This is a genomic window from Pseudomonas sp. SWRI51, from assembly GCF_014268825.1.
GTDB classification, from domain to species: Bacteria; Pseudomonadota; Gammaproteobacteria; order Pseudomonadales; family Pseudomonadaceae; genus Aquipseudomonas; species Aquipseudomonas farsensis.
Window position 1 is genome coordinate 27,741 of the sequence record NZ_JABWRG010000034.1, and the last position, 16,700, is coordinate 44,440.

A 16,700-nucleotide genomic window follows, 5' to 3' on the forward strand; every position below is an offset into this window, starting at 1 on the left:
ATCGACTGCAGCCGATCGCGGGGCCCTTTACGCTTAGCGTGCGGGAGACAGCTTGCCTTTATCGTCCGAGAAGACGATCTCGACCCGACGGTTCTGCGCCCTGCCCCGCTCCGAGGCATTGGCCTCGACCGGATACTGGTCGCCATAACCGACCACCTCGATGCGCTCTTCCTTCACACCCAGGTCGACCAGCATGTCGCCGACCGATTGCGCACGCTCGCGAGACAGCCGCAGGTTGTCTTCCGGGGTGCCGGTGCTGTCGGTGTAGCCCTCGATGCGCACCACGCGACGCGGGTTGAGCTGGAGGAACTGCACCAGCTTGAGCACGGTGCGGCTGGCAGTGTTTTTAAGATCCGCCTGGCCCGTATCGAACAGCACATCACCCAAGGTCATTACCAGGCCCCGGTCGCTCTGCTGAGATGCCAGCGCAGAAATTTGCGCCTCGATGAATTTGCCCTGTTGCTGCACGCTGGCAAGCTTGGCTTCGCGCAGCGCCAATTGCAGCCGCTGGCGGTCGAGGTCAAGCTTGGTCACGCGCTCCTGGTTGAGCGCAAGCTTGGCGTGCTCGGCAGCGATTTCGCTGTAGCGCTGGCTCAGGTAGGCATAGTGGCGCACGTCGGGACCCGTGCCGATGTAACCGGCCAGGCGCTCGGCACGGCCCAGCGACTCGCCGGCCCGGATCACATCGCGCGGCGCACTGCGCAGCACCTCGGATTTGTCCTTGACCTGCTGGTAGGCCGCGGTGGCGTCATCGAGCGCCGACTCGCTGCGCTGGCTGGCGCAACCTTGCAAACCGACCAGGGCCACCAGGGCCAGTGCCGCCATTGGCTTGCTGCGCTTCATGGCTGCACCTCCAGCTGTTTACGCAGGCGCTTGACCCGTGATTGCAGCACCTGCAGTTGCTCTTCGCTTTTTTGCGTCAACACGCGGGCCTCGGCCAGGCGCGCATCAAGTTCAGCCTGCTCGGCGCGCATGCGCGCATCGCGATAGCTTTCGCTGGCCATGTTGGCCTTGGCGCGGGTGAGTTTGTCTTCGGCCAGTTTGTATTCCGGCACCTGCTCGGTCGCCCCGACCGCCTTGGCCTGTTCCAGCGCCTGCTCGGAAAGGCGCAGCTGTTCGACAGGCGCCGGGTCGCTGGCGCAACCGGCCAGGCCAAGCATGCCGAGGGCAATTATTGAGAAACGTATATTCAAGCCGAATGAGCCTCTTACGCCGAATGACTGGGTGAGAGCCACGAACGCTCAGGGCTGAGGCTCGCGCGCAAAGCGGCAATAGTAACGTGTTTGCGCTGCATTTGAGCACCTGACGGGGGAAGTGTTTCCCTTGCCCGCCAATTCGCGGCGTAACGGCGAGAAACTACTGGGCAGCGGGCTGCATCTGGGCCTTCCAGCGCTCCACGTTGCGCTGCAACACCGCCTCGGAGGTACCGGAAAGCGGCAACTGTGCGAGCTTGCTGGCCAACTGGCCGCGCAACCAGCTGTCGTTGCAGGCCGAGTTGTGCGAAACCGCCAGGTACAACCCCGGGCGGTCCACGGGCAGGCCACGGGCGATCACATCGTTGCCAACCCCCAGGCTTTGCGTCAGGGCCATGCCTGAATAGCGCCCGGCCAGCACGTAATCGACCTGACCCAGCACCAGCTTCTGGAAGGCTTGGGTAAGGTTTTGCGCACGGTCCAGCTTGAGCTGAGCCTTGGCGAAGGCATCGAAGACCGGGGTCAGGCGTGCCTTCTGCGAAACGCTGCCCTGGTAGCGGGCAAGGTCGGCTGGGCCGTTGAACTCCAGTACCGCGTCGTGACGGGTCCAGACCAGGTATTCGTTAAGCTGCAGCGGCGGGTGGATGTAGTCCAGCGCAGTCAGCTGGGCGACCTGCATCGGTGTATCGAGCAGCAGGTCCATGCGCCCGCTGCGCACCTCTTCGAGAGCCTGTTCGCGCCTGCCGGCGTGCAGCACTTCGACCTTGAGCCCCAGCTCGTCAGCCACTTGGCGCAGCAGGTCGACATTGGCGCCGATCAGGTGCTTGGGGTCTTGCGGGTCCTGCCAGGAATACGGCGGCGCATCGGGGCTACCGGTGACCACCAGGCGCTCGCACTTGCCTACCGCCCACACGGGCGTGGACAGTAACGCCAACACACAGGCCAGCACCTTCTTGCTCGAACCAAACGCCATGCACACCACTCCCTGCCTTGCATAAAAAAAGCCCGACCCCCATGACGGGGCCGGGCTTCTTTATAAGTGAAGCCGCTGGATCAGACCAGCTTTTCCAGCTCTGGAACGGCTTCGAACAGGTCGGCCACCAGGCCGTAATCGGCAACCTGGAAGATCGGCGCCTCTTCGTCCTTGTTGATCGCAACGATCACCTTGGAGTCTTTCATCCCGGCCAGGTGCTGGATCGCACCGGAGATACCGACGGCGATGTACAGCTGTGGCGCAACGATCTTGCCGGTCTGGCCGACCTGCATGTCGTTGGGCACGAAGCCTGCGTCGACGGCGGCGCGCGAGGCACCTACCGCAGCGCCAAGCTTGTCGGCCAGGGTGTACAGATGCTTGAAGTTGTCACCGTTACCCATGCCACGGCCGCCGGAAACGACGATCTTGGCAGCGGTCAGCTCAGGGCGGTCAGACTTGGCCAGCTCTTCGCCAACGAACGCGGAAATACCGGCGTCGTGGGCAGCAGCCACAGCTTCGACGGCAGCGGAGCCGCCTTCTGCGGCCACCGCATCGAAGCCGGTGGTACGCACGGTGATTACCTTGACCGCAGCGCTGGACTGCACGGTGGCAATGGCGTTACCGGCGTAGATCGGGCGCTTGAAGGTGTCGGCAGACTCGACCGTGATGATCTCGGAGATCTGGTCGACATCCAGCAGCGCCGCAACCCGCGGCAGGATGTTCTTGCCGTTGGTAGTAGCCGGGGCCAGCACGTGGCTGTAGCCCTTGGCCAGCTCGACGATCAGCGGCGCGACGTTTTCCGGCAGGGCATTGGCGTAGGCGGCGTTGTCCGCCACCAGCACCTTGGCTACACCGGCAATCTTGGCGGCGGACTCAGCCACGCCACCTACGTTCTGGCCGGCGACCAGTACGTGGATGTCACCGCCGACTTTGGCAGCAGCGGCGACAGTGTTCAGGGTGGCCGGGGCTACGGCACCGTTTTCGTGTTCAGCGACAACCAGGATAGTCATTTAGATTACCTTCGCTTCGTTCTTCAGCTTCTCGACCAGTTCGGCCACCGACTTGACCTTGATACCTGCGCTGCGTGCAGCCGGCGCTTCAACCTTGATGGTCTTGGTGGTAGAGGCGAGCGATACGCCCAGCGCGTCCGGAGTCACAGTCTCCAGCGGCTTTTTCTTGGCCTTCATGATGTTCGGCAGCGACGCATAGCGCGGCTCGTTCAGGCGCAGGTCGGTGGTGACGATGGCCGGCAGGTTCAGCGCAACGGTTTGCAGGCCGCCGTCGATTTCGCGGGTGACGTTGAGCTTGTCGCCAGCCACTTCTACCTTGGAGGCGAAGGTGCCCTGGGCGAAACCGGTCAACGCAGCCAGCATCTGGCCGGTCTGGTTGTTGTCGCTGTCGATGGCCTGCTTGCCCAGGATCACCAGTTGCGGCTGTTCCTTGTCGACAATGGCCTTGAGCGCCTTGGCCACGGCGAGCGAGTTAAGCTCATCGGCGGCTTCGACCAAGATGGCGCGGTCGGCACCCAGCGCCAAGGCAGTACGCAACTGCTCCTGAGCGGTGGTCGGGCCTACCGAGACAACGACGATTTCGGAAGCAACGCCTTTTTCCTTCAGGCGCACGGCCTCTTCCACGGCAATTTCGCAGAAGGGGTTCATGGACATCTTGACGTTAGCAAGGTCGACGCCGGAGTTGTCCGCCTTGACGCGAACCTTGACGTTGTAGTCGACCACTCGTTTGACAGCTACAAGAACCTTCATGGATTCCTCGTTACTCTCCGGTGAAAAGAAGATCGCCTGGGGACTGCCCGGCGAATGCGCGTGGGTACAAGGGCACCTCTAAAAACGTACCGGAGCGGGCCGGATTCAGCACAAACGGCAGATGACCGATCAGTCTTGCTGCGACCCGGCGGGCAAAACCCGCGGGTCATTTTCTGTCGTGGCGTGTAGACTCCACTACAAAACCTGATTCAGCCCGTAAACCCTGCTCCACGCCTGGTCTTTAGGGGTGCACCTGCGCCCGACGGACAGCCTACGGCGAACGCAAAAGCGCTCGTATCTTGACCGCATCACCCAATCGGGTCAATACGGCAAATTGGCCAGCCTCAAGCCGCGTTCCTTTGATTTTACTGGGCTGCGGCAAATTCAAACGAACGTTTGTATTGGACCGGCCAAGTGGTGTAGATATAATGCGCGGCCAAGACAAAACGGTGTAGTCCGTCATTTGCGCAGCTACAGCAAAGCCAGTTGCGCATGACCGCCATGCATCTAAAAAAAGACCAAGCAACAGCACGAGCCTTGATGAGTAGGAGAGAACCTGTGGAACGCGAATACATGGAATTCGACGTGGTCATCGTCGGCGCAGGCCCGGCGGGCCTGTCCGCCGCCTGCCGCCTGAAGCAGAAGGCCGCCGAAGCCGGTAACGAGATCAGCGTCTGCGTGGTCGAAAAAGGCTCCGAAGTCGGCGCCCACATCCTCTCTGGCGCGGTGTTCGAGCCGCGCGCCCTGAACGAGCTGTTCCCCGACTGGAAAGCCCTCGGCGCGCCGCTCAATACCGAAGTGAAGCGCGACGACATTTATGTGCTACGGGACGCCGGCAGTGCTACCAAAGTGCCTGACCTGTTCGTGCCCAAAACCATGCACAACGAAGGCAACTACATTATTTCGCTGGGCAACCTGTGCCGCTGGCTGGCGCAACAGGCCGAAAACCTTGGCGTAGAAATCTACCCAGGCTTCGCCGCCCAGGAAGCGCTGTTCGACGAAAACGGCGTAGTACGCGGCATCATCACTGGCGACCTGGGCGTAGACCGCGAAGGCAATCCAAAGGACGGCCTGTACACCCCGGGCATGGAACTGCGTGCCAAGTACACCCTGTTTGCCGAAGGTTGCCGCGGCCATATCGGCAAGCAGTTGATCAAGCGCTTCGACCTGGACAACGAAGCCGATGTGCAGCACTACGGCATCGGCCTCAAGGAAATCTGGGAAATCGACCCGGCCAAGCATGAGCAGGGCCTGGTGGTGCATACCGCGGGCTGGCCGCTGGATGTGGTCAGCAAGGACAACACCGGCGGCTCGTTCCTGTATCACCTGGAGAACAACCAGGTGGTGGTCGGCCTGATCGTCGACCTCTCCTACGCCAACCCGTATCTGTCGCCGTTCGACGAATTCCAGCGCCTCAAGCACCACCCGGTGATCAGCCAGTACCTCGAAGGCGGCAAGCGCATCAGCTATGGCGCCCGCGCCCTGGCCAAAGGCGGCATCAACTCGCTGCCGAAAATGGTCTTCAACGGCGGCGCGCTGATCGGTTGCGACCTGGGCACCATGAACGTGGCCAAGATCAAGGGCAGCCATACCGCGATGAAGTCTGGCATGCTCGCCGCCGAAGCGGTGGCCGAGGCGTTGTTCGCCGGCAGCGAAGGCGGCGACCAACTCAACGGCTACGTGGCTGCATTCAAAGCCAGCTGGCTGTATGAAGAACTGTTCGCGAGCCGTAACTTCGGCCCGGCCATGCACAAGTTCGGCCCGCTGCTGGGCGCTGCGTTCAACTACGTGGACCAGAACTGGTTCGGCGGCAAGCTGCCGTTCACCCTGCGCGACACCAAGCCTGACTACGCCTGCCTCAAGCTAGCCGCCGACTCGAAAAAGATCGATTACCCCAAGCCCGACGGCAAGCTCAGCTTCGACAAGCTCAGCTCGGTGTTCCTCTCCAGCACCAACCATGAAGAGGAACAACCTTGCCACCTGAAGCTCGCCGACCCGAGCATCCCGATCGCCAGCAACCTGCCGCTGTACGATGAACCGGCGCAGCGCTACTGCCCGGCCGGTGTGTACGAGGTCGTCGCCCAGGAAGACGGCAGCAAACGCTTCCAGATCAACGCGCAGAACTGCGTGCACTGCAAGACCTGCGACATCAAGGACCCCGCCCAGAACATCACCTGGGTCACCCCTGAAGGTGCCGGCGGGCCGACTTACCCGAACATGTAAGTCTCAGCCCCAACAAAAAGCCCCCTGGCCGCAAGGCCCGGGGGCTTTTTGGTGTCAGGGCGCTAGCCCTTCATTTGTCACCGCACAGGACCGGCGTCGCCTGGGTAGCAAACATCAGGGGTTCGCGCCGCCTGAAATACACGGCGGTAAGCGCCCCGACCATGCCCATGATCAGACAAAACACGACACACACCCATGGGCTCCACGGCATCAGCGCGATCAGTGCCAGCGGCGTAATACTGGCCCACAGCGCGTAGGCAACGTTATAGGTAAAGGAAATACCCGACACGCGAATCTGCGCCGGGAACAAGCCAACCATCACCGACGGCACCACCCCCACAACGCCGCAGCACAACCCCGCCAAGGCATACGCCAGCCAGATAGCATCCCACTGCCCCACCAGGCTCGCATACAGCGCGCCGATGCCCAGCGGCAGCAGCAGGCTGTAGATCATCAGCGCACGCCACGCACCGATGCGGTCGACCAACAAGCCAGCCAGCACGCAACCAATATTGAGAAACACGATGCCGACGCTGCTCAAGGCGAAGGTGTGCCCCGCGCTCATGCCGAAGCGCTGCTGCATGACGGTCGGGGTGATCACTACCAGCACCACCACTGCCGAGGTCAGCACGCAGGTCAGCAGCGCGGCCGGCAGCAGTGCGCGGCGATGCTCGCGCAACACGCTGCGCAGTGGAAAGCTCACCGGCTGCTCCTTGCGCTCACGCAGGGCCAGAAACACCGGCGTTTCGCTGAGCCAGCGGCGCAGCCACACGCCAATCACACCGAACACCCCACCCAGCAGGAACGGGTAACGCCAGGCGTAATCGAGGATTTCCTGGGGGGTGAAGACCTGCGCCAGCAGCGTCGCGGTCAGCGCGCCGAGCAGATAGCCGAAGGTCAACCCCGCCTGAAGAAACCCCAGCGCATAGCCGCGCCGCCCTGCCGGAGCGTGTTCAGCAACAAAGGTCCAGGCGCTGGGCACCTCGCCCCCCACCGCAGCACCCTGCAAGATACGCAGCGCCAGCAGAATCAGCGGCGCCGCGTAGCCGATATCGGCGTAAGTCGGCATTACCCCGATCAGCAGGCACGGCAACGCCATCATCAGGATGCTCAGGCTGAACACCCGCTTGCGTCCCAGGTGGTCGGCAAAATGCGCCATCAGGATGCCGCCCAGCGGCCGCGCCAGGTAACCGGTGGCGAAAATCCCGAAACTCTGCAACAGGCGCAGCCACTCCGGCATTTCAGGCGGAAAGAACAGCTTGCTCAACGTCAGGGTGAAGAACACGAAAATGATGAAGTCGTAGATCTCCAAGGCACCGCCCAGCGCCGCCAGGCCCAGGGTACGGTGGTCACCGCGGCACAAACGCGGCGCGCGGGCGGGATCGATGGCAGTCATGGCAGGTCCGCTAGCTCGACAAGGGGCCAAGAGGATAGCAAAAGCTGCGCCTCATGAACTGCGGCTGAACACCGTGTGGCCGAAGTTGCGCGGGCGCATAGCCGGCACTCCCCGGCCCACGAGCGAGTCTGGCAGCGCCAACTGCCCCACCACTACCGGCAGATCGATGATTGCCATGAAGGACTCGAGCGCTTCGTTGTCCGGTGCGCGCGGCAGGCTGACGCTCACCGCCTGGCGCTCGCCCGGCGGCACAACCGGAACCCTCAGTTGACGCGAGTGGTACAGCAAGGCGTGCTGAATCTGCGTGCTGACCTGGCAGAACCGCGCCAGGTCGACCCCGGCGTGGCTTGCCAGCTCGATATTGCCCAGCAACAGGTTGAACGGTTGCAAGGCGCTGTGCACCAGACGCTGCAACTCATCGAAGCTCTCTACCGGAGCAATTCGGAAGTACCCCAGGCCGTTGAGCAGCCGTTCCAGCTGCAGCCTTTGTTCGGGGTGCTCATCAGCGATAAGGATGCGCAGGGATTTGTTCGGCATCGTCCTGACCTTGGCAGCAAGCGGAAATTGACTCCATGACCATTACTGCGCCGGTACAGGCAAGCCGCAGGCAGGCAGCCCGGGCGGTCTTGTTTGATAGTTGTCGGTAAATGCCGGGAAATCAAGTTGCCATCAGTGGAAATTTTTACCGGCCGCGCAACACCCTGCAATCAGCCTTCCCACTGGCGCATGCGCTGGCGGCAATGCTTCATGGCATTGACGATGTGTTTCTCCACCAGGCTGCGCGATATGCCAAGGCGTTCGGCGATCTGCGGGTGCGACAAGCCATCAAGCTTGCGTAGCACAAAGCAGTCGCGGCAAGTCGCAGGCAATTCGTCCAATGCCTGCTGGATCAAGGCCAGGCGCTGATCATGCTGCACTGCCTGCGACAGCGCCGGTGTCTGCCAACGCTCGTCGTTCTCGATCGCCTCCAGAGGTTCAGCCTGACGCACCAGATGGCGCCGATGGCGGTCGACCACCAGATTGAGTGCAGTGCGGTAGAGAAACGCGCGCGGGTGCTCGATCTGCTCGCCAGCAGTGCGTTCGAGCACGCGCAAGTAAGCGTCATGGGCGACGTCTTCGGCGGCCTGGCGGTTGCCCAGGCGAGCACAGAGAAAACTCACCAATTCGCGATAGTAATGTTCCACGACGGCACCTGGCGCCTACCTGCGCAAGCACTGCCCAAGGTCGGCAGCGTATCTGAATGATATCAACGTGCGATCTTACAAATTATAATGATTCTCAGCAACCTTAAGCCTTACCATCCAACCTGCTAAATCGTAACGCCGCCCTTTCGTTTATCTGGAGCCCCCGAGCGCATCGCCACTGGCCGCGCTCGGCCACTATTCCCGGCTGGAAGCCCGCATGACTCGCACATCCAACCCCCGTCGCCGCCTGCTGTTCGCCGCCCTGGGCGTGCTTGGCCTGGGCAGCCTGCTCGCCTGGAAAGCCCTGCCCCTTGGAGGGGCGCCGGTGAGCACAGTGCCGGTGACGCGCCACGACATTGAAAGCAGCGTTACCGCACTGGGCACGCTGCAACCGCGCCGCTATGTGGACGTCGGCGCACAGGCCTCGGGGCAGATCCGCAAACTGCACGTCGAGGCGGGCGATCAGGTACGCGAAGGCCAGTTGCTTGTGGAAATAGACCCCTCGACACAACAGGCCAACCTCGACGCCGGGCGCTACTCCATCGAAAACCTCAAGGCCCAGCTCGCCGAGCAGCGCGCGCAGTACCAACTGGCCAATCAGCAACACCAGCGCCAGCGCGACCTGGCAGCCTCCGGCGCGACCCGCCAGGAAGACCTGCAGGCCGCCCAGGCGCAGTTGAAAGTGACCAAGGCCCGCATCGAGATGTACCAGGCGCAGATTCTCCAAGCCCAGGCCAGCCTGCGCAGCGCCGAGGCCGAGCTTGGCTACACACGCATTTATGCCCCCATGAGCGGCACCGTGGTCGCAGTCGATGCCCGCGAAGGCCAGACCCTCAACGCCCAGCAACAGACGCCGTTGATCCTGCGCATCGCCAAACTGTCGCCGATGACCGTCTGGGCACAGGTTTCAGAAGCCGACATCGGCAAGGTCAAGCCTGGCATGAGCGCCTACTTCACCACCCTCGCGGGCGGCAAACGGCGCTGGGCCAGCAGTGTGCGGCAGATCCTGCCGATTCCGCCGCAACCCTTGGAACAATCCAGCCAGGGCGGCGGCAGCCCGGCCAGCGCGACGGCCGGAGCCACCGGCAGCAAGGTGGTGCAGTACACCGTGTTGCTGGACGTCGAAAACCCCGATGGCGCACTGATGGCCGAGATGACCACCCAGGTGTTCTTCGTTGCAGGCCAGGCCAGCCAGGTGCTCAGCGTGCCGCTAGCGGCGCTGGACGACACCGCCGAAGACGGCCTGCGCCTGGCCCAGGTGCTGGGCAGCGACGGCAAGATCGAACCGCGCCAAGTGCGCACGGGCCTGAGCGACCGCCTGCGCGTGCAGATTCTCGACGGCCTGCGTGAAGGCGAGCGGCTGGTCATCGGCAGCCCCGCGGCCAGCGGGAGCTGAAATGAGCACTCCACTGATTGAGCTATGCGACATCCGCAAGGTCTACGGCGGGGTCGACTCCCCCACTGTTGAAGTGCTGCGCGGCATCAGCCTGAGCATCCAGCCCGGCGAGTTCGTGGCCATCGTCGGCGCCTCGGGCTCGGGCAAGTCGACCCTGATGAACATCCTCGGCTGCCTCGACCGCCCAAGTTCTGGCAGCTACCGCTTCGCCGGCCGTGACGTGGCCGAGCTTGGCAGCGACGAACTGGCCTGGCTGCGCCGCGAGGCGTTTGGCTTCGTGTTCCAGGGCTACCATCTGATCCCCTCGGGTTCAGCCCAGGAAAACGTCGAAATGCCGGCGATCTATGCCGGCATCCCACCCGCCGAACGCCACGCCCGCGCCCGCGCCCTGCTTGAACGCCTGGGCCTGGCCAGCCGCACCGGCAACCGCCCGCACCAGCTTTCCGGTGGCCAGCAGCAACGGGTGTCGATCGCCCGTGCATTGATGAACGGCGGCCACATCATCCTTGCCGACGAACCTACCGGCGCTTTGGACAGCCACAGCGGCACCGAGGTCATGGCGCTGCTCGACGAACTGGCCAGCCAAGGGCACGTGATCATCCTGATCACCCACGACCGCGAAGTCGCGGCCCGGGCGCAGCGCATCATCGAAATCCGCGATGGCCAGATCGTCAGCGACTCGGCTGGCGAACAGGCGCGAACCGCGCCCGGCGAACAACTGCAAGCCGACGACCTGCGCCAGCGCCTGGACAGCGGAGCCACACTCAAGGGCGCCTGGAAAGGCGAAGTGCTCGAAGCCCTGCAGGCGGCCTGGCGAGTGATGTGGATCAATCGCTTTCGCACTGCCCTGACCCTGCTCGGCATCGTCATCGGCGTTGCTTCGGTGGTGGTCATGCTGGCCGTGGGCGAAGGCAGCAAGCGCCAGGTGATGGCGCAGATGGCCGCGTTCGGCTCCAACATCCTCTACCTCAACGGCAAGCACGCCACCGACCGGGAACCGGCCGGAGTGGTCAGCCTCGACGATGTCGCCGCCATCGCCGAGCTGCCGCAGGTGTTGCACGCGATGCCTGTCATCGGCGACAAGCTGATGGTGCGCCAAGGCAACAACAGCCAGGAATTCTATGTCGGCGGCAACAACACCTGGTTCCCGCAGATCTTCAACTGGCCGGTGGTCGAAGGCAGCTTCTACACCGAAGCCGACGAAGCCAGCGGCGCGGCAGTGGCGGTCATCGGGCAGAAGGTGCGCAGCAAGATGTTCGGCGAGAACAGCAACCCGCTGGGGCAGTACCTGCTGATCGGCAACGTGCCGTTCCAGGTGATCGGCATCCTCGCCAGCAAAGGCGCAAGCTCTGGCAGCGAAGACAGCGACGAGCGCATCGCGGTGCCCTACTCCGCCGCGGCCATCCGCCTGTTCGGCAGCCGCGACCCTGAATACATCGCCGTCGCCGCCCAGGACTCCAGCCGCGTGGGCGAGACCGAACAGGCCATCGACCGCCTGCTGCGCCAGCGCCATCAAGGCCGCCACGACTTCGAACTGACCAACGACGCCGCCCTGATCCAGGCCGAGGCGCGCACGCAGAACAGCCTGTCGCTGATGCTCGGTGCCATTGCGGCGATATCGCTGCTGGTGGGCGGTATCGGGGTGATGAACATCATGCTGATGACCGTGCGCGAGCGCACCCGGGAGATCGGTATCCGCATGGCCACCGGCGCCCGCCAGCGCGACATCCTGCGCCAGTTCCTCACCGAGGCGGTGATGCTGTCGATGGTCGGCGGGGTCACCGGCATCGTGCTGGCCTTGGGTATCGGCGGCGCCTTGCTGCTGGCCGGTATCGCCGTGGCCTTTGCCCTGCCCGCCATCGCAGGCGCCTTCGCCTGCGCGGTGATTACCGGCGTGCTGTTCGGCTTCATGCCGGCGCGCAAAGCCGCCCGACTCGACCCGGTCAAAGCCCTTACCAGCGAATAATCCATGCCAATCCCAAGCCGTATCAGCCTGTTGACCTTGAGCCTGTGCCTGGCCGCGTGCAGCACCCCTGCGCCACCCGCCAGCGACATTACCCCGCCGCAGGCCTGGCAAGGCCCGGCACAGCCCACCCAGGCGCTGCCAGATACACAGTGGTGGCAGGCCTTCGCCAGCCCCGAACTTGACCGCCTGATCGAGCGTGCCCGGCTTAACAGCCACGACCTCGCAGCCGCTACGGCGCGGGTGCGCCAGGCCCAGGCCAACGCGGTGATCGCCGGCGCGCCGCTGCTGCCTGAACTGCAACTGGGCCTGGATGGCAGCCGCCAGCGCCTGCTACGTGGCGAGGGTAACGACCAGCTCGATGCAAGCAGCAGCGAGCGCACCAGCACCTCGTTCGATATGCAACTGGCTGCCAGCTACGAAATCGACTTCTGGGGCGGCCTGCGCGCCACCCGTGCCAGCGCGTTACGCAGCCTCGATGCCAGCCGCTTCGACCGCCAGACCGTGGAGCTGACCCTGCTTGGCGCCGTTGCCGAAAGTTACCTGCAGGGCCTGGCGCTGGACGAACAACTGCGCATCGCCCGGCTTAACCTTGAAAACGCCCAAGACGTGCTGGGCGTGGTCGAGGCGCGCGAGCGCGCAGGCTCTGCAACGCGCCTTGAGCTTGCGCAGCAGCGCAGCCTGGTGGCCGCCCAGCAGCGCCAGTTGCCGCTGCTTGCGCAGCGCGTGCAGGACAACCGCGTTACCCTCGCGACCTTGCTCGGTGACCCGGTGCAACAGTTGCCTGCAACCCAGCAGTCGATCAACACCCTGCGCTGGCCCGGCATTGGCAGTGGCGTGCCCAGCGAGCTGCTCGGCCGGCGCCCGGACATCGCCGCAGCCGAGGCGCGGCTGGCGGCAGCCAGTGCCAACGTGCAGGTGGCCCGCGCAGCGATGCTGCCGCGCCTGGTGCTCGGCGCCAACCTGGGCAGCGGTGCGCGCACGCTAGCCAATGTGCTCGACAGCCCCTATTACACCCTGACCGCAGGCCTTACCGCGCCGATCTTCAACAACGGCCGCCTGCGCGCCGAGCGCGAGCTGGCAAGTGCCGAGCAGCAGGAACTGCTGGAGGATTACCGCGCCAGTATCGTCAATGGTTTTGCCGATGTAGAAAAAGCCCTGAACGCGATCAGCGGGGTGGAGCGCCAGCGCCAATGGCAAGACGAAGAAGTCGCCCAGGCGCGCATCGCCTTCGACCTGGCCGAGCAACGCTATCGGGCCGGTGCCGAGACGCTGCTAAGCGTCCTGGAAACCCAGCGCACGCTGTACCTGGCCGAGGATGAGCAAGCGCAATTGCGCCTGGCGCGCCTGCAAGGCAGCGTGGCGTTGTACAAGGCGTTGGGCGGCGGGTGGCAGGCTGGGGCAATGTAGCCTGTCGCGGTGGTTGGGCATCCACGGTTCTGCGCAAACCTGTGCCGGCCTCATCGCAGGCTGTCGCCAGCTCCCACAGAGATCGCGGACAGTCGCAGAATTGAGACCTTGCCCAGATCCGGTGGGAGATTCTATGGTTTTTGTACAAGCCTGTTCTCGCCACAACTATCTATGATTCCCCACAGGATTGGGTCCAACCAGCAATGTTGCGGTTGAGCATGACCTCTATGAGAGCTGGAGACAGCCTGCGATGAGGCCGGATCAAGCCTGCACAGAGCTGAGCCCCCAAGACTCGGCATTGGCGGGATTGCCCGGAATACCGACCGCCGTGATGGGCCGCAAAGCGGTCCCAATTCACCCAACCCACCGCCACTCAAGCACTGATATTCTTCATCGACAGATGCCGCGCATACCAGGGCCGCTGCGGGACCTTGCGCACAAGATCGCCGATCTTGTCGTCTTCGCCAAAGGTGATACGCAAGGCCAGCTTCATCACCTCGACATCCATCTCCACCGACTTGCCCGGCCGCGTCCCCGGCTGGGTGCTGCAACCATGGGTATCAGGCCCCAGCCACGGGTCATCGACTTCCACCCAACGCCCCGGCGCAAACCACGGCACACCGTTGGCCTCATGGCGCCGCACTTGGCCTGGGTGATAGCGCTCATGGGCGCGGAACCAGTCGTCGATGCGGTCATCGATCCAGCCATGGAAGCCCCAGAACACAGGGTGCACATGGGATGAAAACGGGTCGCCGAGGAAGTCGTTCTCACGCTCGAACCAGCGCGCGGCAAAGTCCGCAGGGTCTCGCGCAAAGGGCACCGGCGCGCCACTGCTGGGGTCACGTGGCACCGAGGCCCAGCACATGTGCAGCCAGTCGTGCAGGTTCATCTCAAGCTCCGACCCCAACTCCCCCAGCGACAGCTTGGCCAGGTAGTGCGGGTCCTGGTACTGCGATTCCCACACTTGGAAATTGCTGCAGAACGTCTCGCCGGCCTTGATCGCGCCTACCCACTGCCCATACGCCTCATCGCCCGGCGCCTGCCAGGCAGGCGGCACGCAGCAGCCGTCGTGGTTGTCGTAAAAGCGGGCAAAGCCTGCGCGGTCGACCTCGACGCTGGGCTGTGGCAATGGGAAGCGCTGCCAGGACGGCAGGTCCTGCAGGGTGCGGGCATGCATCAGCATGTGCCGGTGCATGAACAGAAAATCGATGCCCGAGCCATTGCGATGCTTGCGCGGCCCCCGGGCGTCACGCTCACGGTCACGCGGGCCAGGCTGCCAGCCCAGGCCACGCAGCGCGTCCTGCTTGGGTTTGGCCAGTTTGTGCCATTGGTCGCGGGTGGCATGCCAGAGCTGGTGGAACAACCGGTGCTCGGCGCCGATCACCCAGGCTTGCATCAGCGGCGTGTAGGGCAGGCGCTCGCGGGCCTCGGGGAACGGGCGCTTGACCGCGACCATGCGGTTGTCCTGCAGCGCAAGCGTAAGCGGCCGGTCCAGGCGATACAGGCGCACGCTCAAGCTGCCGCTGCCGGCGTTGGAAAACTCGCCCCAGACCTCATCGAGGCTGGCCACACACTCGTAGCCAGGGCCGCCGTTGCGGCCGACCAGGCGCCAGCGCACCTCGGCAGTGCTGGCCCCCACCAGGTCGCCCAATACCCGATACGCAGGCTGGTCAGCGCCGCGCAGGCTGGCACCGCTATCGACAAAGCCGCGCAAGCCGCGGCCTTTGGTGGCGACGTCGAGGAACATCTCGATGCCCTGCTGCCCCAGCCCTTCAAGGCCTGCATCCGCGCCTTCGAAGCGGATGTCCCACACCCCGCGCAACAAGTCGGCCAGCACCTGGCCGTTGTAGTCGGCAAGGTCCACGCTGGCCTCCCCGGGCGTGACGATATCGTCCTCGGGGTCGTGGGTCAGTTGCTTGTGGGCGTAGTAGGCCGCCGTACCGGTGGCGCCAGCCACTGCCAGGCCTGCGATGAATCCTCGTCGAGAAATTGTCATTGCGCCTCAATCCGTCTCCGCGTGACGCGGCTTCTATCCAAGCTAGGACGTAGGTTGAGGCGGGAAATTTAGCGCCAGGCCGCGCTTGGGTAATTCAGCCGGTGCAGCACTCGTCTGTCAGGTATCCCCCTTCAACAGAGGTAGAACCATGACCTCCCTGCTTTCCCGGCTGATCCGCCCGAGCAAGGCCACCGCCTACCGCGTCTTCGATATTGAGCTTAAAACCATCGAACGCCTGAGCACGTCGATGTGTCGCTTCGTTTTCACCGGCAACGATGTGGCGCACATGAAAACCCTGGCCCCGGACCAGCGCGTCAAACTGTTCTTCCCAACCCCGGCAGGCGCGCCCCCGGCCCTGCCCAAGACCGGCGAATGGCAACACGCGCGCCGCGACCTTGCGCCGCAGCACACCCCGCCGATGCGCACCTACACCATCCGCGCCCTGCGCCGAGAGGCGCTGGAGGTGGAGGTGGACTTCGTGCTGCACGGCATCAACGGCCCCGCCTCGGCATGGGCCACGCGCGCGCAGGTGGGTGATCGCCTGCAGATGGTCGCGCCCAACCTGGCCTACAGCGCCGACCCCGGGGGCTATGAATGGAAACCGCCGCGCAGTGCCCGGCGCATCTTGCTGGTGGGCGACGAAACCGCGCTGCCGGCGATTGCCGGCATTCTTGAGCAACTGGCCGATGACGCCCCTGAGCTTGCGGTCGAGGCGTTTATCGAGGTGCCGTTTGAAAGCGACTGCCTGGCGCTGCGCCACAGCCCGGCGACGCGGCTGCACTGGCTGCCCCGCGACGTACTGCGGTGCGAGCATGGCCAGGGCATGCACCATGCGGTGCACGAACTGGCGAGCCTTCCAGGCGTGCAGGTGGCAAGGCCAACGGAGCTTGAAGACATCGACATCGACCAGCGCATTGTGTGGGAACTGGCCAGCGATGCGCAGGGCGAGTTTTACGCCTGGGTTGCCGGGGAGTCCGGCACGGTGATGGACATTCGTCGGTATCTGATCAAGGAGCGTGGGCTGGCGCGGGAAAGCCTGACGTTGATGGGCTATTGGCGGGCTGGGCGCACGCTGGATTAGCGGGGGGGCTGCTCCACAGGAGAATACATCACCCTGTAGGAGCGGCCTTGTGTCGCGAAAGGGCCGCGCAGCGGCCCCGGCGATATCAGTTTGAAGCACAAATCCTGGGGCCGCGTTTGGGCCCC

At 64.1% G+C, this 16,700-nt stretch carries 14 protein-coding genes; 5 read left to right on the plus strand and 9 right to left on the minus strand.

The window, feature by feature from the left end; all coding sequences use genetic code 11:
• Positions 1 to 33 precede the first annotated feature (33 nt).
• The 5 genes from HU720_RS12550 to HU720_RS12570 all read right to left on the minus strand — a co-directional run bounded on the left by HU720_RS12550 (position 34) and on the right by HU720_RS12570 (position 3,926).
• Positions 34 to 843 carry an OmpA family protein gene (locus tag HU720_RS12550; RefSeq protein WP_186520244.1) on the minus strand — a complete coding sequence of 270 codons (810 nt, stop codon included), beginning with the start codon at positions 841 to 843 and terminating at the stop codon, positions 34 to 36.
• Positions 840 to 1,160: a DUF4398 domain-containing protein gene (locus HU720_RS12555; protein WP_186520258.1), complete on the minus strand. Its 321-nt coding sequence runs from the start codon at positions 1,158 to 1,160 to the stop codon at positions 840 to 842. The genes HU720_RS12550 and HU720_RS12555 overlap by 4 nt, the downstream gene beginning before the upstream one ends.
• A 196-nt stretch (positions 1,161 to 1,356) precedes the next feature.
• Complete coding sequence (locus tag HU720_RS12560) at positions 1,357 to 2,166, minus strand: transporter substrate-binding domain-containing protein (RefSeq protein WP_186520245.1); 810 nt, start codon at positions 2,164 to 2,166, stop codon at positions 1,357 to 1,359.
• Between the two features lie 80 nt (positions 2,167 to 2,246).
• A complete protein-coding gene (locus HU720_RS12565) occupies positions 2,247 to 3,176 on the minus strand; it encodes an FAD-binding protein (RefSeq protein WP_186520246.1) in 930 nt (309 codons plus the stop codon).
• The gene (locus HU720_RS12570) at positions 3,177 to 3,926 is read right to left on the minus strand and encodes an electron transfer flavoprotein subunit beta/FixA family protein (protein ID WP_186520247.1); all 750 of its coding nucleotides are present in this window, start codon (positions 3,924 to 3,926) and stop codon (positions 3,177 to 3,179) included.
• Between the two features lie 540 nt (positions 3,927 to 4,466).
• Between HU720_RS12570 and HU720_RS12575 the strand changes: the two genes are divergently transcribed.
• Positions 4,467 to 6,149, plus strand: coding sequence for an electron transfer flavoprotein-ubiquinone oxidoreductase (locus HU720_RS12575; protein ID WP_186520248.1), 1,683 nt, complete (start codon positions 4,467 to 4,469; stop codon positions 6,147 to 6,149).
• Positions 6,150 to 6,219: 70 nt separating this feature from the next.
• Here the strand turns inward: HU720_RS12575 and HU720_RS12580 are convergent, their stop codons facing one another.
• From HU720_RS12580 to HU720_RS12590, 3 genes are all read right to left on the minus strand, one after another.
• Positions 6,220 to 7,545 carry an MFS transporter gene (locus HU720_RS12580; protein ID WP_186520249.1) on the minus strand — a complete coding sequence of 442 codons (1,326 nt, stop codon included), beginning with the start codon at positions 7,543 to 7,545 and terminating at the stop codon, positions 6,220 to 6,222.
• 51 nt (positions 7,546 to 7,596) lie between these two features.
• Positions 7,597 to 8,082, minus strand: coding sequence for a histidine kinase (locus HU720_RS12585; RefSeq protein WP_186520250.1), 486 nt, complete (start codon positions 8,080 to 8,082; stop codon positions 7,597 to 7,599).
• A gap of 170 nt (positions 8,083 to 8,252) precedes the next feature.
• Positions 8,253 to 8,729 carry a sigma-70 family RNA polymerase sigma factor gene (locus HU720_RS12590; RefSeq protein WP_186520251.1) on the minus strand — a complete coding sequence of 159 codons (477 nt, stop codon included), beginning with the start codon at positions 8,727 to 8,729 and terminating at the stop codon, positions 8,253 to 8,255.
• A 217-nt stretch (positions 8,730 to 8,946) separates the two neighbouring features.
• Here HU720_RS12590 and HU720_RS12595 point away from each other — a divergent pair, with 217 nt between their 5' ends.
• The 3 genes from HU720_RS12595 to HU720_RS12605 are packed head-to-tail and all read left to right on the plus strand — an operon-like array spanning position 8,947 to position 13,498.
• On the plus strand, positions 8,947 to 10,125 hold the full coding sequence (locus HU720_RS12595) for an efflux RND transporter periplasmic adaptor subunit (RefSeq protein ID WP_186520252.1): 1,179 nt from the start codon (positions 8,947 to 8,949) through the stop codon (positions 10,123 to 10,125).
• 1 nt (position 10,126) lies between these two features.
• Positions 10,127 to 12,091 (plus strand): MacB family efflux pump subunit, encoded by a 1,965-nt coding sequence (locus HU720_RS12600; protein WP_186520253.1) that lies wholly within the window; start codon positions 10,127 to 10,129, stop codon positions 12,089 to 12,091.
• A 3-nt stretch (positions 12,092 to 12,094) separates the two neighbouring features.
• Positions 12,095 to 13,498 (plus strand): efflux transporter outer membrane subunit, encoded by a 1,404-nt coding sequence (locus tag HU720_RS12605; protein WP_186520254.1) that lies wholly within the window; start codon positions 12,095 to 12,097, stop codon positions 13,496 to 13,498.
• A 373-nt stretch (positions 13,499 to 13,871) separates the two neighbouring features.
• Here the strand turns inward: HU720_RS12605 and HU720_RS12610 are convergent, their stop codons facing one another.
• Positions 13,872 to 15,494, minus strand: coding sequence for a twin-arginine translocation signal domain-containing protein (locus HU720_RS12610; protein ID WP_186520255.1), 1,623 nt, complete (start codon positions 15,492 to 15,494; stop codon positions 13,872 to 13,874).
• Between the two features lie 148 nt (positions 15,495 to 15,642).
• Between HU720_RS12610 and HU720_RS12615 the strand changes: the two genes are divergently transcribed.
• On the plus strand, positions 15,643 to 16,575 hold the full coding sequence (locus HU720_RS12615; protein WP_186520256.1) for a siderophore-interacting protein: 933 nt from the start codon (positions 15,643 to 15,645) through the stop codon (positions 16,573 to 16,575).
• Positions 16,576 to 16,700 lie beyond the last annotated feature (125 nt).

Coding starts and splice junctions, on each gene's coding strand:
- HU720_RS12550 (WP_186520244.1), bottom strand. CDS start 843: ATGAAGCGCAGCAAGCCAATGGCGGCACTGGCCCTGGTGGCCCTGGTC.
- HU720_RS12555 (WP_186520258.1), bottom strand. CDS start 1,160: ATGCTTGGCCTGGCCGGTTGCGCCAGCGACCCGGCGCCTGTCGAACAG.
- HU720_RS12560 (WP_186520245.1), bottom strand. CDS start 2,166: ATGGCGTTTGGTTCGAGCAAGAAGGTGCTGGCCTGTGTGTTGGCGTTA.
- HU720_RS12565 (WP_186520246.1), bottom strand. CDS start 3,176: ATGACTATCCTGGTTGTCGCTGAACACGAAAACGGTGCCGTAGCCCCG.
- HU720_RS12570 (WP_186520247.1), bottom strand. CDS start 3,926: ATGAAGGTTCTTGTAGCTGTCAAACGAGTGGTCGACTACAACGTCAAG.
- HU720_RS12575 (WP_186520248.1), top strand. CDS start 4,467: ATGAGTAGGAGAGAACCTGTGGAACGCGAATACATGGAATTCGACGTG.
- HU720_RS12580 (WP_186520249.1), bottom strand. CDS start 7,545: ATGACTGCCATCGATCCCGCCCGCGCGCCGCGTTTGTGCCGCGGTGAC.
- HU720_RS12585 (WP_186520250.1), bottom strand. CDS start 8,082: ATGCCGAACAAATCCCTGCGCATCCTTATCGCTGATGAGCACCCCGAA.
- HU720_RS12595 (WP_186520252.1), top strand. CDS start 8,947: ATGACTCGCACATCCAACCCCCGTCGCCGCCTGCTGTTCGCCGCCCTG.
- HU720_RS12600 (WP_186520253.1), top strand. CDS start 10,127: ATGAGCACTCCACTGATTGAGCTATGCGACATCCGCAAGGTCTACGGC.
- HU720_RS12605 (WP_186520254.1), top strand. CDS start 12,095: ATGCCAATCCCAAGCCGTATCAGCCTGTTGACCTTGAGCCTGTGCCTG.
- HU720_RS12610 (WP_186520255.1), bottom strand. CDS start 15,494: ATGACAATTTCTCGACGAGGATTCATCGCAGGCCTGGCAGTGGCTGGC.
- HU720_RS12615 (WP_186520256.1), top strand. CDS start 15,643: ATGACCTCCCTGCTTTCCCGGCTGATCCGCCCGAGCAAGGCCACCGCC.